Here is a 19,812-nt window from a genome sequence, read left to right as displayed (position 1 = left end):
TATGGCGTTCAAAATGTTTGAACGCACTACGCTGCAACTGAGCATGATCATGCTCAGTTCTTTGTATGTGACGAATATTCATGCACAAACCCCACAATCATTGATTACTCCCGCAAGTCCGGAAGCATGTGTCGCCTTAGAATCCAATGCGGATCGTCTGGCCTGTTATGACACCTTGTTCAAAGTGCCGGAGACAGAAAAAATGGCACTGGTGTCTGAACGTCAGGCAGCCAATCAAATTGCACCTGCACCGACTGAACCGGAAACGATAAAAGATAAAATCAGTCATGGTGTAAGTAACATATTTGCGGTCGAGGGGGCAAAAATTGATCCCAATACGTCCTTGCTGGACAAGCGCTGGGAGCTGTCACCTGAAAGCAAGCTTGGAACCTGGAATATTCGTGCGCACCAGCCGGTTTATTTGCTGCCGGGATTCTGGACTTCGGACAAAAATAAACGTCCTTCCAGCCCGAATGAAAACAACACGGTTCAGCTAGGTGATGAGCAAAACCTGAAATCAATGGAAGCCAAGTTCCAGCTGTCTTTAAAAACCAAAGCAGTGGAAAACCTGTTTGGGGATAATGGTGATGTCTGGCTAGGTTATACCCAGTCATCACGCTGGCAGGTCTATAATGCAGATGCTTCGCGTCCTTTCCGTGAAACCAACTATGAACCTGAAGCCAGTCTGGTTTTTCGTACCAATTATGAAATTTTGGGCTTAAATGCACGTTTGTTGGGTGTGACCTTTAACCATCAGTCCAATGGTCGTGCCGATCCTTTATCGCGTAGCTGGAACCGCATGATCTTTAATATCGGTTTAGAACGGGACAACTTTGCATTGATGTTACGTCCCTGGTATCGCATTGAAGAAAATGCAAAAGATGATAACAACCCGGATATTAAAAACTATATGGGTCGTGGTGATTTAACTGCATTCTACCGCAAGAATGATCATGAGTTTTCGCTGATGCTGCGTCACTCGCTGAAAGGCGGTAATGATGCACATGGGGCAGCGCAGTTTGATTGGGCATTCCCGATTAGCGGTAAATTGCGTGGTCATTTCCAGTTGTTTGATGGCTACGGTGAAAGCTTGATTGATTATAACCATCGTGCGACGTATGTCGGTTTAGGTGTGTCCTTGATGAATTGGTACTAAATCACTGATGCTTAAAAAACCACTCTTTAGGAGTGGTTTTTTATTGAATCGGGTTTAACCGATTTGAATATCTGCTGGTGGATGTTTTAAACGGCTCTTTTTCGGGGTGGCAATCAGGTAGGCCAGCGTCAGAGGTCCCAAACGACCCGCGAACATCAGCAAAATTAAAGCAAACAGACTGGCAGGCTGTAATTCACTGGTGATGCCCCGTGATAGTCCGACTGTACAGGCGGCTGAAACCGCTTCAAAGAGTAAATCCAGAAAGTCCTTGTTCGGCTCTAGAATAAGAAGCGTAAACGATCCTAAAAATATCAAGATCGCCGTAATGGACAGGACGGCAAACGCCTTAAATGAAGTCGCTTTTGAAACAGAATGATTAAATACCCGTAATTCTTCAGAACGGCGTAAGAAGGTAATCACGCTTAAAATCACAATAATGAAAGTCCCGACTTTAATACCCCCTGCGGTACTTAAAGAACCACCGCCGATAAACATCAAAATCATGGTCACCAGTGTAGAGGCATCTGTCATGCTGGCGACATCTAAACTGTTAAACCCGGATGAGCGTGGTACGGTGGCATGGAACCATGCATTCAAGGCTTGATCCCCCAGGCTCATGCTGGATAGGGTTAGCGGATTACTGGCTTCCAAAGCCCAAATCACAATAAAGGCAAACAGGTTCAAGCCTGCAATGGTGGAGAGCATCAGTTTGCTATTGGGGCTTAATGTTTTCCAGCGTCGGGCACGCTTGATATCCATCAGCACCACAAAGCCAATACCGCCAATAATGTAAAGCATACTGATGGTAAAGGTAATCAGGTAATGATCCGCAAAACTCATCAAACTGTTGGGAAACAGGGAAAACCCGCCGTTATTAAACGCGGAAACACTATAAAAAGCCGCATAAAAAAAGGCACGGGAAAAATCGTATTCCTGCATCCAGGCAATGGTTAAAATAAATGTGCCAATCGCCTCAAAAAACAGGGAATATAACAGCACGCCTTTAATGGTAAATGACACTTTGGCCAGGCTGGTCTGGCCGATGGTTTCCTGTGCCATCATTTGCTGTTTGAGCCTGATATTAGAGGAAAGACTCAGCGCAGCCAGTATGGCAAAGGTCATAAAACCCAAGCCGCCACTTTGCAGTAACAGCATAATGACGATCTTGCCAAAGGTAGTATAGGCTTCTCCAACATTGACCACAGACAGCCCGGTAATGGTCACGGCAGAGGTTGAAGTGAACAGGGCATTGAGCCAGCTTAATTCACCATGATGCGAAATGGGAAGTTTGAGCAATAAGGTTCCGACTATAATAAAGCTCAAGAAACCCAGCGCCAGTAAGCTTGGAGGACTCAGGTTAATCGTATTATGCTTGTTGTTTTGTGCTTGATTCATATTCTATTTAAACCGGGCAGACAGTTTTCTTAAGGGTTCAAGTTCACCCTCCACGACTAAAATATCACCTTCTTGCAGGATTAAATTAGGATCAATGTTATATAAAATTTCCTTGCCGCGTTTGTGCAGAATGGTTTTAATTGCCGGAATATTGCCCATCAGGTGATTGAAGCGCTCACCCTTCAAACTGGCTTTAATCTCGATTTTGACAATGAAGTGATTGTCTTCCAGTCCCATATAACGGCTGACCATCGGGTAGCTTAAAGACTGGGCTACGCGGGTACCCATATCTTCTTCCGGGTGAATAATTTTACTGACGCCCAGATGGGTCAAAATCATGTGATGCGCCTTGGATTTCGCCTTGGCCCAAATCTTGTTCATGCCCAGATTTTTCAGATGCAGCACACAAAGAATACTGGCTTCAATGTCTTCGCCAATCGCCACCACCACGGCTTCGCAGTTTTGAATATTCAGTTCTCTGAGTACATGTTCATCAGTGGCATCTGCAATGACAGCATGGGTGATTTGATCTGAAATGCTCTCAACATTTCTTTTGTTGTTATCGATACCAATCACATCGTGATTTAAGCTGACCAGCTGGGTTGCAATGGTGGAACCAAAGCTACCTAAACCAATGACTGCAAATAATGCCATGCAACGTATTCCTTATCCATTTTTATATGGTTTTGATTCATGAGGTGTTATGGATCTATACACTAATTTTATAATTTTATGGTTCGTTCAGCTATCCAGCTTACAAAATTATTAATAACAAAGGCTTATTTTGAAAAGCATTGACCTGTATTACCCGAATGTTTTTAGGCAGGAATCTATAAATTGGTGAATTGAGGTTAATTGTGAAGAGTGTGAATTGCAGCATGTCATGAGATGGTCAAAAACCTGCTATATCTTTGTAGGCATAATTCTATTTTTATAGGGAATGAAAATGGATGATAAAAAGATTTTTAAGATATTACAGGGATGGTTTCCGCTGCTGAAACATCAGGAAATTCCAAAGAAAAAATATAGAGGTGATTTTCAGCAATTTCGGGCATGGCTTGCCGCTGAACAGGCAGGCCAGCATGAACATGCCTATTTAATGTCCATAGACGTTGAAAATCCTTATGAAAATGGATTGGAACGATGCGCAATGTTGCAGCATAAAAATATTGATATGGGGTTAATCCAGCAAAGCATTCGTAACAGGGCCACGCCTTTATATCAACATTATCAGAAGCATAAAGAGGTCATTGGAAAATACTACAATGTAAATGCCCATGTTTTTGATATTGTTTTTGAGGAAATTTATACTTTTTTAAAGTTGCAAAATTTTGAATTGCTGATTATTTATGCCGAAACGGCCTATTGGATGGCCGTGCCCGATGAAGATGTCAGAATCCATAAATTCTGTAAGTTCTTTTCAAAACAATTTAAGCAAGAAGGGATTTGTATAGAACACTATATAAAACTGGACTGCTTAAGATCGACTTGAAAACCCATTTGAATTCTAAAAAAAGAGCCAATGAATGGCTCTTTTTTAATGAGTGGGCTTATTTCAAGAAACGCTGATAACCCAGGTTGTTGGTAATTTCTGCATATGGATAGGTGATACTTTCCAAGGTTTCGATTAAACCATCTGGATTTTGTTGAGCATCTTCTGCTTCAAGTCCTACAAGTACACGACCTTCGGCTGCACCGTGGTTACGGTAGTGGAACAGGGTAATGTTGTGGGTAGGTCCTAAACGTTCCAGGAAGGTGAGTAAGGCACCTGGGCGTTCTGGAAATTCCACACGGAACAGACGTTCATTTTCAATGTCTGCATGACCACCGACCAGATAGCGGATATGCAGTTTTGCCACTTCATCATCAGACAAATCATCAACATCGTATTGAACTTTCAAGGTTTCATAAATGTCGTGACGTTCTTTTTCGCCACCTTTCAGGCTGATGCCGACAAAAACTTGTGCAGCACTGGCATCACTGGCGCGATAGTTGAATTCCGTGATATTACGGCCTTGCAGGGCACGGCAGAAATTCAGGAATGAACCTTTTTCTTCTGGAATGGTCACGGCAAAAATGGCTTCTTTGCGTTCACCGAGCTCTGTACGTTCGGCAATATAACGCAAGCGGTCAAAGTTCATGTTGGCACCGCAAACGATCGACACCATGTTTTTACCTTCCAAGCCATGTTCAGCTACATATTTCTTGATTCCCGCCAGTGCCATGGCACCTGAAGGTTCTACAATGCTGCGGCATTCGTCATAGGTATCTTTAATTGCAGCACAGATCTCGTCTGTGTTCACCAGTACCACATCCGGCTCAACAATTGGACCAGAATTGTCTGATTTTTGCATGCGAATCACATCAAACGGTTTTTCACCAATTTGAGCGACCGCAGTACCATCAGCAAATAAACCTACCGAAGGTAAAATCACACGTTCATTGGCTTCAAAAGCGGCTTTTAAACATGCCGATTCATCATATTCCACCGGAATGACTTTCACGTGTGGAGCAACATCGCCCAGGTAAGCTGCAACACCGGCAATCAAACCGCCACCGCCAACGGCAACAAATACATATTCCACATCACGCCATTGACGCAAAATTTCATTGGCAATGGTGCCTTGACCGGCCATCACCAGTTCATCGTCATAAGGGGGAATAAAGGTCATGCCATCTTCGGTAGCGCGTTGAATCGCATATCTGTTGGCAACATCGAAAGAATCGCCGTGCAAGACCACTTCACCACCCAAACGTTTTACTGCCTGAACTTTAATGTCAGGCGTGGTTTTTGGCATGACAATAATGGCGCGAATTCCCAGTTTTTTACCAGATAGGGCCACACCTTGTGCATGGTTACCTGCTGAAGCCGTAATAACGCCACGTTCCAACTGAGATTTCGGTAATTGACTAATACGGTTGTAGGCACCGCGTAGTTTAAAGGAAAAGACAGGTTGCAAATCTTCGCGTTTAAAGCGAATGTTGTTGTTTAGCTTTTCACTAATTCGTGGCGCTGCTTCGAGTGGAGTTTCGATTGCAACGTCATACACCGTTGCTTGTAATATTTGTCGAACCAAACGAGACAGCATGTTAATTTTCCATCTAACAGTTTAAAATAGGCCTTTATTGTAACAAACCCCTGTACATTTGGGCTGTTAAATCAGCAACAAATGTCAAAAAATAGTTGAGCCAAGTTATGAGTCTGTATGCTACCCAAGATGAAAAGAAACAAGCTGCTGCAAAAGCCGCTTTAAAACACTTGCCTAAAGGCGGGATTTTGGGGGTAGGTACAGGAAGTACAGTGAACTTCCTCATTGAATTATTGCCAGAATTGCAACTGGAAGCTGCGGTTGCAAGTTCTGAAGCGACTGCCGAGCGTCTGAAAAAATTGGGCATTGAAGTGGTCGACATGAACTCTGTAGGTGGTCTGGATGCCTATGTAGATGGCGCTGACGAAATTGACCGTCACATGCATATGATTAAAGGCGGCGGCGCTGCACTGACCCGTGAAAAAATCGTGGCATCGATTGCAAAGAAATTTGTCTGTATCGTGGATGATTCAAAATGGGTTGAGCAATTGGGCCGTGATTTCCCGCTTCCTGTAGAAGTCATTCCAATGGCGCGTTCTGCGGTAGCCCGTAAAATTGTTTCACTCGGTGGTGACCCGGTTTACCGTGAAGGTGTAGTGACAGATAACGGTAACGTGATTTTAGATGTACATAACCTGAATATCTTGAATGCACTTGAACTTGAAAAAACCATTAACAACATTCCAGGTGTGGTGTGTAACGGTATTTTTGCGTTGAATAAAGCCGATATTGCTGTAGTTGCCACAGACAACGGCATTGAAGAGCGTACTGCGGTTTAATCCATTAATTCAATAGATAGAATCCCCCTAAATCCCCCTTTGCTAAAGGGGGACTTTTAAAAGCCCCTCTTTGAAAAAGAGGGGTTGGGGGAGATTAAAAAAACAAATGACCCTAAGCGATCTACCTGAAATCCAGGTTGTCCGTCATGCGCGAGCGAAACGTTTGCGCTTGCGTGTCGACTCGGCCCAAATTCGTTTAACTGTACCGTTACTGTGCAGCCAGCGAAAAATTCAAAACTTTCTGGATCAGGCTGAAGAATGGTTGCTGAAAACCTGGCAACAGCAAGCACAGCATATACAGCAACAGATATTGCCGAATGAACTAAAGCTTTTTAATTTAGATCAGCCTTTACAGCTTGTTTATCAAGTTCAAAAACAGTCATTTATTTTCGATGCTCAGAATTTACAGCTATTCATTAGTGACCGTCAGCCTGAACAATATTTAAAAGCTTTCGTGATTGCTTATGCCAAGCAGCATTTACCCATTTACTTAGAGCAAACCAGCCAGGAATGTCAGCTGAATTTTGGAAAATGTTCGATCCTCCAACCAAAAACGCGCTGGGGGAGTTGCTCGGCCAAACATGACATTATGTTGAATAGTGGGTTGGTGTTGTTTCCTGAAAAGGTGATCCGTTATGTCTGTGTGCATGAGCTGGCGCATACCCGGTATTTTGACCATAGTCCAAGGTTTTGGGCAGAGGTGGGAAAACATGATGCCAATTATCAGCAACATCGCAAAATTTTAAAAACGACACCAATGCCGTATTGGTGGTGCACTTAAAAGAATTCGGCGGATATCCAGCATCACTTAAAAATTACTCGGGTCATATTTGTCAGACTGATATAAATAGATGATTTTGCATTCCTAAACTGTTCTGAATGGCGAATATAGAGTCTTTAAGAATTTATCAACGTTTGGATAAAAACTGCAGTTGAGTATTTTTTATTATTTTACGCAGTAAATAGCCTAAGTATATCAAATATTCCATAACTGTAGTTTCAGTTAAAATAAACCATAAAAATTAGAATTTTGCTTAAAATAAAGTGGAATAGAGTGGCGTTAAGTCAGCTGGTTTTTTGATGTGTATTCCAGCATTATTCTTCTAGTTGATTTTTTATACTGAGCATTCTCTATCCCACTTTATTGGAGCATTCTATTTGTTATTACACTGTTTTAGAGTATGGAAAAAAACCTGTTCCTAAATTCTAGCGCTCAAGGGAATAGTACTTGCTGTAATAGGGTTATCGACTAGTAGTGATGCGATTATATTCTTGGCTTTAGCGGGATTTTTTCTGCTGTCTATCTGGGTTGCCGAAGCTGGAAACAGCTAATTCATAAACTGAAAATAGGGCTGAGAAACAGGTTTAAAACTTATAAAAAAACATCAATCCTTTGAGAAATGGTTTAGAAAACGTGAACTTCCTGTCATACTACGCAGTTACGAAATGGAAACTTTTGATTTGAGGTAGTGATCGTGATTACTGTTGGTATTGTCGGTGGTACAGGTTATACAGGCGTTGAATTGTTGCGTCTTTTACTACGACACCCAAATGTACAGGTAAATGTACTGACATCACGTACCGAAAATGGTCGCCGTGTAGATGACATGTTCCCAAGTTTGCGTGGTCATACCGACCTTCAATATTCAGATTTGAACATTGATGAGCTAAAAAAATGCGATGTGGTTTTCTTTGCAACACCACATGGTGTAGCCATGAAACATGCGGCAGAATTGGTGGCAGCCAATACTAAAGTCATCGACTTGGCGGCAGATTTCCGCTTACAGGACTTGGCACAATTTGAAAAATGGTATGGTCTTGAGCATGCCTGCCCAGATATTTTAAAAGATTCCGTTTACGGTCTGTCAGAACTGAACCGTGACAAAATTAAAAATGCCAAGGTGATTGGTAATCCGGGTTGCTATCCAACCACTGTGCAACTGGGTCTTGCACCATTATTTAAACAAACTGAAGCATTGGTGAAACCGGAAAGCATTATTATTGATGCGAAATCCGGGGTGTCGGGTGCAGGTCGTAAAGCCAGCCTGGGCATGATTTATTCTGAAAATGCCGATAACTTTAAGGCCTATGGCGTTGCAGGTCACCGTCATCATCCTGAAATTGTAGAAGCACTGGAAAATATTTCCGGTCAAAAGGGCGTGTTCGATCACATCGTTTTTGTACCGCATTTGGTGCCGATGATCCGTGGCATGCTCAGCACGATCTATGTTGATTTGACAGATGCAGGGGATGCTGCGGACTTGCAAAGCCTGTATGAACAGTTTTATGCCAATGAACAGTTTGTAGATGTAATGCCTGCCAACAGCTCGCCAGAAACACGTTCGGTGCGTGGTGCGAACCAGCTCCGAATTGCCTTGTATAAACCGCAACCGAAAAAACTGATTGTGCTATCTGTACAGGACAATCTGGTGAAAGGTGCGGCAGGACAGGCGGTACAAAATATGAACCTGATGTTTGGCTTTGCGGAAAATGCAGGTCTTGCTGGAATTGGTTTATTACCATAAAAAACGTTTTTCGACTTCACACACATTTGGATTTGGATTTAAATGTGTGCTTTGAATGAATCAAAATTAGAGATGACGATGCCGAATACTGAATCAAATACTCCGTCACAGCTGTCTTTCCTGAGTAAAAAACCTTTTTTAAAAGGGAATTTGCCGTTGGCAATTGGTGCTGCCATTCTGGTGGCAGGCAGTGGTTTACTGGGTTATTCGGTTGGGCATCGGCAAGGTTTGACTGCAGTGGGCTATGAAGCAGATGCAGAACAGCTGGTCGAAGTGGTACAAAAGCAAAAGAGCAGTTTGCAAACACTGAACAAGAATTTGAATCTGGCTGTACAGGAACGTGATGTTGCAGTCAGCAATTCAAATGATTTGTTTGTTGCTTTGAATCAGGCTCGTGAAGACAAGGCCCAGTCTGAAGGTTTGGCTGCAATCTACCGGGAAGTGTTACGCCAGCGTGGCGGTTTAAGCCTGACCATACAAAATATCGGCATTAAGCCCTTACCGGAAAATGCTTATGAATACGAGCTGGATCTGGTTCAAGTCAGTCCGAATCGACGGGGGATTTCCGGAACTGTAGAGTTACGCTTGATTCAAGGCACTGAAGTTTTAGTGGTTCCTATGGAAGACAAAAACTTTAACTTTGAAGATTATGAACGCTTAACCGGACGCTGGACCATGCCTAAAGGCTTTGCGCCACAATTCATTGAAGTGCGTTTAAGCGGTGCAACAAGTACACCAGTGATTAAACGTTTTAGTTGGGGTCGTGGCAAACCGATAGAGAGTCAATCTGCATTTATTTCTGAAATTCCTCAAGCAGAAGCAAATGCACAATAAATGTGAATTAAAAATCCTATGCGAATGAATAAGCGTCATCATTGTTTAAACACCATCAAGAATTCTTTTCATCAATCAGGATATGTCGACTGGCATATTAGTCCACGCTTAAGTAATGACTCGCAGGATGATTCAGAAGGGACTGACGGGGATATTGCGGTACAAACCGCTCCCCCTGAATTAAAACTTCCACCCTTGTATGCTGTCGTCTTAATGAATGACGATTACACCCCTATGGACTTTGTAATTGAAATTTTACAACAATACTTTGCTTTGAATCTTGACCAAGCGACCCAAGTAATGCTAACTGTACATTATGAAGGGAAAGGTGTTGCAGGCGTTTATCCACGAGACATTGCGGAAACGAAAGCGAACCAAGTCAATAATTATGCTCGGTCTCAAGGTCATCCATTACTTTGCCAGATTGAGCCAAAAGATTAAGGGGATTACATGCTCAGTCGTCAATTAGAAGTATCCTTACGTTTGGCTGTCAGCATGGCTCGTCAAAAGAGACATGAGTTTCTCACGGTTGAACATTTATTGTTGGCTTTACTGGATAATGACTCTGCGGTAAATGCGCTGAAAGCATGTGGAGCGGACATTATCGTTCTTCGTAAAGAACTGGAAGAATATGTTGAGCAACACACCCCTAAATTAGGCGAACATAGCGATCAGGCGCCACATCCGACGGAAAGTTTTGACCGTATTCTGCAACGTGCAATTTTCCATGTGCAATCCAGTGGTGGTGATCGTACGGTTGAAGGTGCAGACATTCTTGTTGCGATGTATTCTGAACGTGATTCTTTTGCGGTTTACTTGCTTAAACGTCATCAAATTAACCGTTTAACATTAACTCAATATTTATCGCATGGTACACGTAAAGAAGACGTACAGGCTGAAGAGGAAGTGGAAGAGCTGGATGGGGAAACCTCAAACTCTTCCAATGCCGGTCCACTCGATTTGTATACCACCAATTTGAATGTGGAAGCGCAAAAAGGCAAAACCGATCCTTTGATCGGGCGCGAAAAAGAAATCGAACGTACGGCACAAATTTTATGCCGTCGCCGTAAAAATAATCCCTTGCTGGTCGGTGATCCGGGTGTAGGTAAAACTTCGATTGCAGAGGGCCTGGCTTGGCTGATCGTTAACGGTAAAGCACCTAAGCCACTGGCCAATGCAGAAGTATATAGTCTGGACATTGGTGCACTGGTTGCAGGAACCAAATATCGCGGTGACTTTGAGAAGCGCCTGAAACAACTGCTGAATGCGTTGAAAAAGAAACCGGAAGCCGTGCTCTTTATTGATGAAATTCACATGATTATTGGCGCTGGCTCAAGTATGGGCAGCACCATGGATGCATCAAATTTAATTAAACCGGCATTATCGAATGGAACTTTGCGTTGCATCGGTTCAACCACTTTTCAGGAATACCGTCAGGTGTTTGAAAAAGATCATGCACTGTCTCGCCGTTTCCAGAAAATTGATGTCAATGAACCTTCTATTCCAGAAACCATTGATATCTTGCGAGGCTTAAAATCCAAGTTTGAAGATTTTCATCACGTGCAGTATGAAGATAAAGCTTTGGTTTCTGCAGTGGAGTTATCAGCCAAGTTTATTAATGACCGTTTCTTGCCAGACAAAGCAATTGATGTGATTGACGAGGCAGGGGCTCAACGCCGTTTGAAAGCTGAGCAAGATGATACGTTGATTACGGTTGAAAACATTGAAGATATCATCTCCAAGATTGCGCGTATTCCACCGAAAACCGTATCCAAAGATGATAAAACGGTGCTTTCCAACCTTGAGCGTGATCTTAAACGTGTGGTGTTTGGTCAGGATGAAGCGATTGAGGCATTGTCCTCAGCGATTAAATTATCACGTGCCGGCCTGAAATCACCGGATAAACCTGTCGGTAGCTTTGTTTTTGCAGGTCCAACCGGGGTAGGTAAAACTGAAGTAACCAAGCAATTGGCAAAATTGTTGGGCGTAGAGCTGGTCCGTTTCGATATGTCGGAATATATGGAGCGTCATGCAGTTTCACGTTTAATTGGTGCGCCTCCGGGATATGTGGGTTTCGATCAGGGTGGTTTGCTGACCGATGCGATTCATAAGAGTCCACATTGTGTATTGCTGCTGGATGAAATTGAAAAAGCTCATCCGGATGTATTTAACTTATTGTTGCAAATTATGGATCATGGCTCGTTAACAGATAATAATGGTCGCAAGTCAGATTTCCGTAATGTGATTCTGGTACTCACCACTAATATCGGTGCGGAGAGCATTTCACGTGTCAGCATCGGTTTTAGAGAGCAAGACAACAGCAATGACAATCAGGAAGCGATGAAACGCGCATTCTCTCCAGAATTCCGTAACCGTCTGGATGGGGTGATCCAATTCAAGGCATTGCCAACCACAATTATTGAAAATGTCGTGGATAAATTCCTGACTGAACTTCAGGCACAGCTGGATGATAAAAAAGTCATTCTTGAAGTGGATAAGAGTGCACGTGAATGGATGGCTGAAAATGGCTATGATCGTTTGATGGGTGCTCGTCCAATGCAGCGCCTGATTCAGGAACATCTGAAAAAACCGCTTGCTGAAATGATTCTCTTTGGTGAATTAGCAGAACATGGCGGTAATGTTGCGGTTTCTGTGAAGAAAGAAAATGGTAAAGCGGTCGGTCTTAAACTGGAAGTGTTTGAAGATCAAACCGCGGAACCTGCTTAATCAAGCCAATGAATAAAATAACCCGTGTTCGCACGGGTTATTTTATTTTACTTGCTCGCATTCTGATCCTTTCCTGAAAATAGAAAAACTGAAAATTTAAAATTATGGATATTCAACTGAATAAGGTTATTACTACATGTCTATTATTTTTAGTCACTGCTGTGATGGAGATTTTAGGCTGTTACTTCCCTTATCTGATTCTGAATCAAGCAAAATCCCAGTGGTTATGGTTGCCTACCGCTTTGGCCTTGGCGGTATTCGTCTGGTTGCTGACCTTGCATCCTGCTGCCTCGGGGCGAATTTATGCAGCCTATGGCGGCATTTATATTTTTACCGCTTTAATGTGGCTACGTTTTGTTGATCATGTCACTCTGACACGTTGGGATATGCTAGGAGGATTGGTGGTCATACTGGGTGCAATGCTTATTATTTTACAGCCGCAAGGTTTGATACGTTAGTCAACTAACGTATCAAGATACTCTCTTAAAAAGAACATTCACTATTTTTAATTTTAAAGTCATAGTTCTTGCTTTCAGATGACAGCTTTAATTCAACATGATAGGGATTGACACGCTGAAATTCATTTTCAAACAACAGGCTGCAGTTTTGCAGGATATTTTTTCTCAGTAGTTTTTTGACTTCCTTATCGCCCACATCCTGAGCAAACTGGGCAAAATCAGGCGTGGTGATAATGCCTTCAATCTTTACTTCATTCGCGCTCATTTGGTACTTTTCCATCAGCATATTCTGATCGATCTGGAAAGGCAGGGTGCGCGAATCTTCATCGCTGATCACATCTAAAATTTCATTTAGGGCTTTGCGGTCTTTAATTTTATAAGATGAATCCAGAATCTGCTTTTTAACAAAATATTGATCAAGTTCGGTGGCTTGTGCATGTGCGGTATTGAATATGAGAAAAGTGCTGAAACAAAAAAATATTGTTTTAAATGGCATGATCATCATCACTTAAAATGTTTATGGTCTAAATTAAACAATTTATAGGCATAAAAAAAGCACCCGAAGGTACTTTTTTAGAAAACTTTAGGTCGAAAATTTAATCTTGTTTTAAATTCTCGTTTAACAAGAATTCAACCAGCGCTTTTTGTGCATGCAGGCGGTTTTCAGCTTCATCCCAAACCACGGCATTTTTGTGGTCGAGCATGTTTTCTGAAATTTCTTCGCCGCGGTGAGCGGGTAAGCAGTGCATGAACAGGCAATCCGGGTGTGCAAGATCCATTAAACGCTCATTGACCTGATAATCAGCAAAGGCTTTTTCACGGATTTTTTGCTCTTCTTCCTGGCCCATGCTCGCCCAGACATCGGTCACGATCAGGTCGGCATTTACCGCTGCATCTTCAGCCGAATCGACAAGTTCGACACAATGCGCAAATTCAGTCAGGAATTTTTCTTGCGGCTCATAGCCTTTAGGCGCTGCAATTTTGAGTTTAAAGCCCCACATGTGCGCTGCTTCAATATAAGAATTACACATGTTATTGCCATCACCAATCCAGGCAACGGTTTTACCTTCAATTGAACCACGGTGTTCGAGGTAAGTTTGCATGTCAGCCAGTAATTGGCAAGGATGGTGATCATCTGTTAATGCATTGATTACAGGTACTTTTGAATAAGAAGCAAAACGCTCAACGATGTCATGGCCAAAAGTACGGATCATCACGATATCCAGCATGCTCGATATCACGCGTGCCGAATCTTCAACTGGCTCACCGCGACCAAGTTGGGAGTCGCGTGAAGAAAGGAAAATTGCGCTACCACCGAATTGACTCATGCCAGCTTCAAACGAAACACGTGTACGAGTACTGGATTTTTCAAAAATCATACCCATGACTTTACCAACGAAAGGTTGGAAAACTTCATTGTTATGCTGCTTACGCTTGAGTTCAATCCCGCGTTGCAAAATCTGGTTAAGTTCTAAAGTCGATAAATCACGTAAAGTCAGAAAGTGACGGAGAGCCATCATTTACTCCACAATAACCGCTGAAAAAATCATCAGCAATTAGTTGCTGGTTGGTTAAGAAAAAATACGGAATCGGCTAATATACTATATGCGAGACAAATTGCAAAAAATCTAATGAGGTTGATGACCTTCCAGGAAGCGATCTACACAATAAGTGATGTAATTGATGGTTTCTTGATCATTTTCACCGATTGGAACACCCATGAGCACGCACCATTCAATATTACGGATAATGCCAAAATACAGTTGAGCAGAATAAATCGGTTGTTTACATTGAATCATCCCGATTTCATCCGCTTTGGATAGCGCATTGGCTATAGCAATTTGAATATGCTTTGGACCCTGTTCGTGAATGTAGAGGGCGAGTTGTGGGCTGCGCTGTGTCTGTTCAATGATTAAGCGAAGGAAGGCAGCATTCTCTGGAAGCATCAAGTGCTGTTTAACATTCATCAGGGTTTGAATTAAATAGGCACGAAGATCATCTTTGCCGTGTTCAAACGGGATGCAAATGTCTTTAAAAAACTGTTCCCGACGATAATCGCAAATCGCGGTGAATAGGCCTTCTTTATTGCCGAAAAATTTGTAGATTGACGCTTTGGAACCGCCTGCATGATTGACAATATCATCCAGAGACACAGCATCATAACCATGTTTCAAAAATAGCTCATTGGCACTGAGTAAAAGCGCCAGACATCGTTCATGACCACGTTTTGTTTGCGGTGTATCACGAGCGAGTGGTTCTAATTGAGCGAGTTCTTGCATAGGGCGTATTGGCTTCAATAATTAAAAAATGAAATCAATTGCAATCATAGCAAAAATATGCACACATTTCTTGAAATAAAGGCGTTGTCTTATTTTGAAACAATTATGAAGAAACGAAATATTACTATAGTTTTGCTGAATATTTGACTAAAGTTATAGAGTAAAAATTCTAAAGAGTCATGGCCAAACAGGGGTTTATGGATATACTCAAACTTCGATAAATAAAGTGAAACTGTGGAAAGGAAGATGACACAACAAATGTCTGCAGGCTTAAGATTTAGACAAGCACTGGAAGTTGAAAAGCCATTACAAATTATCGGCACAGTGAATGCCTATGCAGCCATGATGGCGAAAGAAGTAGGTTATAAAGCCATTTATGTATCGGGCGCAGGAGTTGCCAACTATTCTTATGGCCTGCCTGACCTGGGTATGACCAGTTTGGACAATGTTCTGGAAGATGTGCGTCGTATTACTGAACGTGTCGACACGCCTCTACTTGTAGATATTGATACAGGATGGGGTGGTGCATTTAACATTGCCCGTACCATTAAACAGATGATTGCGGCTGGTGCAGCAGCAGTTCACATTGAAGATCAGGTTGCACAAAAGCGTTGTGGTCACCGTCCAAACAAGGAAATCGTGTCACAGCAGGAAATGGTCGACCGTATTAAGGCGGCAGTTGATGCCAAAACCGATTCGAACTTTGTGGTGATGGCGCGTACCGATGCCTTGCAAAAAGAAGGTTTACAAGCGGTGATTGACCGTGCATGTGCATGTGTTGAAGCGGGTGCGGATGCAATCTTTGCTGAAGCGATGACTGACATTACCATGTATAAAACTGTCTGCGATGCAGTAGGCGTGCCGGTATTGGCAAATATTACCGAATTTGGTGATACGCCTTATTACACTGTAGACGAATTGGGTGAGCAAGGCATTCGTATGGTGCTGTATCCACTGTCTGCGACACGTGCAATGCAGAAAGCGGCACTGGAAGTGATGCGTTCTATCCGTGAAAACGGTACGCAAGTGAATGTACTGGACAAGATGCAACAGCGTAAAGAGCTTTACGAGTTTCTTGATTATCATACGTTTGAGAACACTTTAGATAAACTGTTTAAATAAGTTTTTTAAATAAATAATTCAAAATGGAGAATTAAAAATGGCTGAAGGAAAAGTACTGACAGGTGCAGGATTACGTGGACAGGTTGCAGGTAAAACCGCACTTTCTACTGTTGGTAAGAGTGGCGCAGGCTTAACCTATCGTGGTTATGATGTGCAGGATCTGGCGGAAAATTGCCAATTTGAAGAAGTGGCTTATCTTATCTTCTTTGGTGAATTGCCAACGACTGAACAACTTGCGGCTTATAAGGCCAAATTGAAATCTTTACGTCAGCTTCCACAAGCGTTGAAAGAAGTGTTGGAACGCATTCCGGCAGATTCGCATCCGATGGATGTGATGCGTACCGGTGTGTCCATGCTAGGCAACTTGGAAACTGAAAAATCTTTTGATGAGCAGCAAGATGTTGCCGACCGTATTTTGGCGACTTTACCTGCAATCATCTGCTATTGGTATCGTTATAGCCATGATGGCGTGCGCATTGAAGAAAATACTGATGATGATTCAATTGGTGCACAATTCCTGCATTTACTTCGTGGTGAAAAACCGAATGAGTTGCATGAACAGGTAATGAATGTGTCGCTTATTCTTTATGCAGAGCATGAATTCAACGCGTCTACATTTACTGCGCGCGTGTGTGCATCTACTTTATCTGATATGCACTCATGTATTACTGGTGCTATTGGTTCACTTCGTGGCCCATTACATGGCGGTGCCAATGAAGCAGCGATGGAAATGATTGAAAACTGGACCTCTCCAGAAGAAGCCGAACGCGAAATGCTGGGCAAGCTGGAGCGTAAAGAAAAGATCATGGGCTTTGGTCATGCAATCTATAAAGATAATGACCCGCGTAATGGCATCATCAAAATCTGGTCTGAGCGTCTGGCTAAAGATGTCGGTGATACCGTACTTTATCCAGTATCAGTACGCTGTGAAGAGGTGATGTGGCGCGAGAAGAAACTGTTCTGTAATGCAGACTTCTTCCATGCCTCTGCTTACCACTTCATGGGGATTGCAACCAAACTGTTCACGCCAATCTTTGTGATGAGCCGCGTAACAGGCTGGGCAGCACATGTGATGGAACAGCGTGCAGACAACCGTATTATCCGTCCAAGCGCGGATTACACTGGTCCTGAACTGCGTAAAGTGGTTCCAATTGCAGAGCGTACCGCAGCTTAAGATAAAAGCATGAATAAAGCCTCTTCGGAGGCTTTATTTTTTTGCAGTCAGTAAAACCGGATCTTCAATGGTGTAACCTGTTTCAAAAGGAATGCCCAGGTATTTAACCACCGCTAGAATCTTCTGTTGTTGGGGAATCTTGTAGGCTTGGGATATACTTAATCCGTAGCGATAAATGATTGCCTGATGGATCTGGCTTTTCAGGTTTTGACTGCTGAGTTGGTATGTATAAGTATATTTCGGAATATATTGTTTCGGGTCATACCAGGATTTCTCTTTAGAGGTGATTTTCTTTAACACCTGAATTTTGATGCCCGATTGAGGAAGTGGTGCAAGAGGGTTAAGCCGTTTTTTGATTTTTGCTATTTCCTTATCGAACTGCCGACTGTCTTGGTCATAATCAATTTTCCTGGTTTTAGGATTGATATACAGCGAATTTACCTGAATTAGCTTTTCCGGGTATTTGGTGTTTTTAAACTGATAATAATAAAGCTGCGGCAGGCGACCACGACCATCCAGATAATGTTTAAGTAGATAGACTTTTTGCTCTTTGCTTTCATAGCCCAACACTTGAATATTTTGAGGTCCGCCTACGGTTGCAAAACAGGTGCAGGGCAGCAGTATCAGACTCAATGCGAAAGTTTTATTGTTAAACATGCTTAAATTCCCTGAATGAGTTGGGTGACTTCATCTGCAATATATTGAGTTAAAACCTCAAGGCGTTTTAATGGTGTACCCTCAATAAAATATTGAAAATTGTGGATTTTATTTAAATATAAAATTGAGGTGAAAAATGTGCCTTCCGGTTTACTTTGTGTTGCGCTACCGCCAGGTTTGAGTAAACCCGTGCAAGCCACAATAATATCGGCTTGAGTAAACAGATTTTTTCCTTGCCTTGCCATTGCTTCTGTGACTTCAGCAGATTCCGCGGTATATTTTTCTATCAGTTCAGCATCAATATGCAGGATATCAATCTTGATTGAGGGGTCATAACTGACCAGTCCACCCAGTAAAATCTCGGCGCCACTGTTTTTGCAAATAGAAAACTGACTGGAAAGATAGCCCGAGCTGGCACTTTCGATAAAAGCAATTTTTAACTGATGTGTTTCGAGCAAATCACAACATTGTTTTAGCATGGGTTTATCTCTCAACATAAATGCTATTTGTTCTGCTTTTTTATCTTTGGGTTACTTCACTTACATAGGATTAAAGACAGAAACCAATTTTTCATTTTTGGGTTTGTTTTTAAATCAGTATTCTTTGTGCTTCACTAGATGTTTTTCATAAATCAAAAAATGTTCAATATAAGATATTTTAAATCAGCACGGCCTCATTTAACTGATTTAATTCTTTTACCTTCTCGTAGGCAATCTCTCTACTTTTGAAAGGTCAAAAGTAGACAAAAACCTTTTGTTTCCCATACACGACTTCCTTGTCGTGATGGGAAACGTGTGGCATCCATGCCACACTCATGAAGCTGATATCGACTAAAATCTAATTTAATTTCAGCTTTACCAACAATTTTTAGTTTCTAAAATGATTTATGAAAGAAGTTTACTTTATCTCGATTGTTTTTAAATAAAAAGTTTATTTAGAATCTATAAATTATTTTCGATCTCTGGTAAACAAACCACAATAAAAAACCCGTCATAAAGACGGGTCTTTGAAACTGACTGAATTTATTGATCCAACGCAGGTGTTGCAGCAGCAATTGCAGCAGCAACAGCATCATCCTCAGTCTGAGCTTCATTATTTGATTTGGCCGGGGCTTCTGAAGCAGGTTTTGGTTCAGCTTTTGGTGCTTCAGGTTTAGCCGTTTCAGCCGCAGTTGGTTGAGGGGCTTCACGCACTTCACGACGAATGGTTGTCGTCGTATTTGGCGTTTCTTCACGTTCAACTTCTACTTGTGCTGGAACCTGGGTTTCATTATCTTCAACAGCTTCCAAAGGTACAGCTTGTGCAGGCTGATTCACTTGCTCGGTTTGCTCGGTTGTTTCAACCTGCTCTTGCTCATCTTCAGGGCTTTCTTTTTTTACACAGGCTGTTAAAAGTAAACTTGCTGCAATAGCACCACAAAGTAAAAGTTTGTTATTCATAATCGCACAAAATAAAGCATTAATTGGATGTCGCCATTATAACAGCAAATACGAATTTAAAAATCCTATCAGCTTACCCTAATTTTTTATCGGAAATGCTGATAGAATAACCAATTGTTTATTGTTCTATGAATTGATGCGGAATGACTTTGCTTTATTGGTACAGAGTAAAGTAAAA

Annotated in this window: 20 protein-coding genes; 11 read left to right on the top strand and 9 right to left on the bottom strand. The window is 42.1% G+C overall.

Annotation, left to right across the window (positions count from 1 at the left end; genetic code table 11):
• Window position 1 precedes the first annotated feature (1 nt).
• Window positions 2–1,156 carry a phospholipase A gene (locus E0H88_RS09530; protein ID WP_131273993.1) on the top strand — a complete coding sequence of 385 codons (1,155 nt, stop codon included), beginning with the start codon at window positions 2–4 and terminating at the stop codon, window positions 1,154–1,156.
• Window positions 1,157–1,210: 54 nt separating this feature from the next.
• Here E0H88_RS09530 and E0H88_RS09525 read toward each other — a convergent pair whose 3' ends face one another.
• Window positions 1,211–2,551, bottom strand: a complete 1,341-nt coding sequence (locus tag E0H88_RS09525; protein ID WP_131273992.1) for a TrkH family potassium uptake protein — start codon at window positions 2,549–2,551, stop codon at window positions 1,211–1,213.
• A gap of 3 nt (window positions 2,552–2,554) precedes the next feature.
• Complete coding sequence (locus E0H88_RS09520) at window positions 2,555–3,205, bottom strand: potassium channel family protein (protein ID WP_131273991.1); 651 nt, start codon at window positions 3,203–3,205, stop codon at window positions 2,555–2,557.
• A 292-nt stretch (window positions 3,206–3,497) separates the two neighbouring features.
• Here E0H88_RS09520 and E0H88_RS09515 point away from each other — a divergent pair, with 292 nt between their 5' ends.
• The gene (locus E0H88_RS09515; RefSeq protein WP_131273990.1) at window positions 3,498–4,043 is read left to right on the top strand and encodes a hypothetical protein; all 546 of its coding nucleotides are present in this window, start codon (window positions 3,498–3,500) and stop codon (window positions 4,041–4,043) included.
• 58 nt (window positions 4,044–4,101) lie between these two features.
• Here E0H88_RS09515 and ilvA read toward each other — a convergent pair whose 3' ends face one another.
• Window positions 4,102–5,640: a threonine ammonia-lyase, biosynthetic gene (gene ilvA / locus E0H88_RS09510; RefSeq protein WP_131273989.1), complete on the bottom strand. Its 1,539-nt coding sequence runs from the start codon at window positions 5,638–5,640 to the stop codon at window positions 4,102–4,104.
• A 107-nt stretch (window positions 5,641–5,747) separates the two neighbouring features.
• On the opposite strand from ilvA, the gene rpiA reads away from it, so the two are divergent.
• The 7 genes from rpiA to E0H88_RS09475 all read left to right on the top strand — a co-directional run bounded on the left by rpiA (window position 5,748) and on the right by E0H88_RS09475 (window position 12,963).
• Window positions 5,748–6,419 (top strand): ribose-5-phosphate isomerase RpiA, encoded by a 672-nt coding sequence (gene rpiA / locus E0H88_RS09505; protein ID WP_092819451.1) that lies wholly within the window; start codon window positions 5,748–5,750, stop codon window positions 6,417–6,419.
• Between the two features lie 106 nt (window positions 6,420–6,525).
• A complete protein-coding gene (locus E0H88_RS09500) occupies window positions 6,526–7,200 on the top strand; it encodes a M48 family metallopeptidase (protein WP_131273988.1) in 675 nt (224 codons plus the stop codon).
• Between the two features lie 688 nt (window positions 7,201–7,888).
• On the top strand, window positions 7,889–8,944 hold the full coding sequence (gene argC, locus E0H88_RS09495) for an N-acetyl-gamma-glutamyl-phosphate reductase (protein ID WP_171458681.1): 1,056 nt from the start codon (window positions 7,889–7,891) through the stop codon (window positions 8,942–8,944).
• 72 nt (window positions 8,945–9,016) lie between these two features.
• Window positions 9,017–9,778: a DUF6776 family protein gene (locus E0H88_RS09490; RefSeq protein ID WP_171458683.1), complete on the top strand. Its 762-nt coding sequence runs from the start codon at window positions 9,017–9,019 to the stop codon at window positions 9,776–9,778.
• Window positions 9,779–9,796: 18 nt separating this feature from the next.
• Entirely contained in the window at window positions 9,797–10,219 is a 423-nt protein-coding gene (gene clpS, locus E0H88_RS09485; protein ID WP_131273985.1) for an ATP-dependent Clp protease adapter ClpS, read from the top strand.
• A gap of 9 nt (window positions 10,220–10,228) precedes the next feature.
• A complete protein-coding gene (clpA, locus tag E0H88_RS09480; protein ID WP_131273984.1) occupies window positions 10,229–12,505 on the top strand; it encodes an ATP-dependent Clp protease ATP-binding subunit ClpA in 2,277 nt (758 codons plus the stop codon).
• A gap of 104 nt (window positions 12,506–12,609) precedes the next feature.
• Window positions 12,610–12,963, top strand: coding sequence for a YnfA family protein (locus E0H88_RS09475; RefSeq protein WP_131273983.1), 354 nt, complete (start codon window positions 12,610–12,612; stop codon window positions 12,961–12,963).
• A 25-nt stretch (window positions 12,964–12,988) separates the two neighbouring features.
• Here the strand turns inward: E0H88_RS09475 and E0H88_RS09470 are convergent, their stop codons facing one another.
• The 3 genes from E0H88_RS09470 to E0H88_RS09460 all read right to left on the bottom strand — a co-directional run bounded on the left by E0H88_RS09470 (window position 12,989) and on the right by E0H88_RS09460 (window position 15,242).
• Complete coding sequence (locus E0H88_RS09470; RefSeq protein ID WP_252152010.1) at window positions 12,989–13,459, bottom strand: hypothetical protein; 471 nt, start codon at window positions 13,457–13,459, stop codon at window positions 12,989–12,991.
• A gap of 100 nt (window positions 13,460–13,559) precedes the next feature.
• Window positions 13,560–14,480: an ornithine carbamoyltransferase gene (gene argF, locus E0H88_RS09465; protein ID WP_092819458.1), complete on the bottom strand. Its 921-nt coding sequence runs from the start codon at window positions 14,478–14,480 to the stop codon at window positions 13,560–13,562.
• A gap of 111 nt (window positions 14,481–14,591) precedes the next feature.
• Window positions 14,592–15,242 (bottom strand): TetR/AcrR family transcriptional regulator, encoded by a 651-nt coding sequence (locus tag E0H88_RS09460; protein ID WP_131273982.1) that lies wholly within the window; start codon window positions 15,240–15,242, stop codon window positions 14,592–14,594.
• A gap of 246 nt (window positions 15,243–15,488) precedes the next feature.
• On the opposite strand from E0H88_RS09460, the gene prpB reads away from it, so the two are divergent.
• Window positions 15,489–16,364 carry a methylisocitrate lyase gene (prpB, locus tag E0H88_RS09455; RefSeq protein WP_092819460.1) on the top strand — a complete coding sequence of 292 codons (876 nt, stop codon included), beginning with the start codon at window positions 15,489–15,491 and terminating at the stop codon, window positions 16,362–16,364.
• Window positions 16,365–16,401: 37 nt separating this feature from the next.
• Window positions 16,402–17,538: a bifunctional 2-methylcitrate synthase/citrate synthase gene (gene prpC, locus E0H88_RS09450; protein ID WP_092819461.1), complete on the top strand. Its 1,137-nt coding sequence runs from the start codon at window positions 16,402–16,404 to the stop codon at window positions 17,536–17,538.
• 33 nt (window positions 17,539–17,571) lie between these two features.
• Here prpC and E0H88_RS09445 read toward each other — a convergent pair whose 3' ends face one another.
• From E0H88_RS09445 to E0H88_RS09435, 3 genes are all read right to left on the bottom strand, one after another.
• Window positions 17,572–18,195, bottom strand: coding sequence for an aminotransferase (locus E0H88_RS09445; protein WP_131273981.1), 624 nt, complete (start codon window positions 18,193–18,195; stop codon window positions 17,572–17,574).
• Window positions 18,196–18,197: 2 nt separating this feature from the next.
• Complete coding sequence (locus E0H88_RS09440; RefSeq protein WP_131273980.1) at window positions 18,198–18,674, bottom strand: CinA family protein; 477 nt, start codon at window positions 18,672–18,674, stop codon at window positions 18,198–18,200.
• Between the two features lie 543 nt (window positions 18,675–19,217).
• The gene (locus tag E0H88_RS09435; RefSeq protein WP_131273979.1) at window positions 19,218–19,634 is read right to left on the bottom strand and encodes an internalin; all 417 of its coding nucleotides are present in this window, start codon (window positions 19,632–19,634) and stop codon (window positions 19,218–19,220) included.
• Window positions 19,635–19,812 lie beyond the last annotated feature (178 nt).

This window comes from Acinetobacter sp. ANC 4216 (assembly GCF_004331195.1).
Classification (GTDB): domain Bacteria; phylum Pseudomonadota; class Gammaproteobacteria; order Pseudomonadales; family Moraxellaceae; genus Acinetobacter; species Acinetobacter kookii.
Note: the sequence above shows the minus strand (reverse complement) of the source record. Positions and strands in the feature narration are given on the sequence as shown.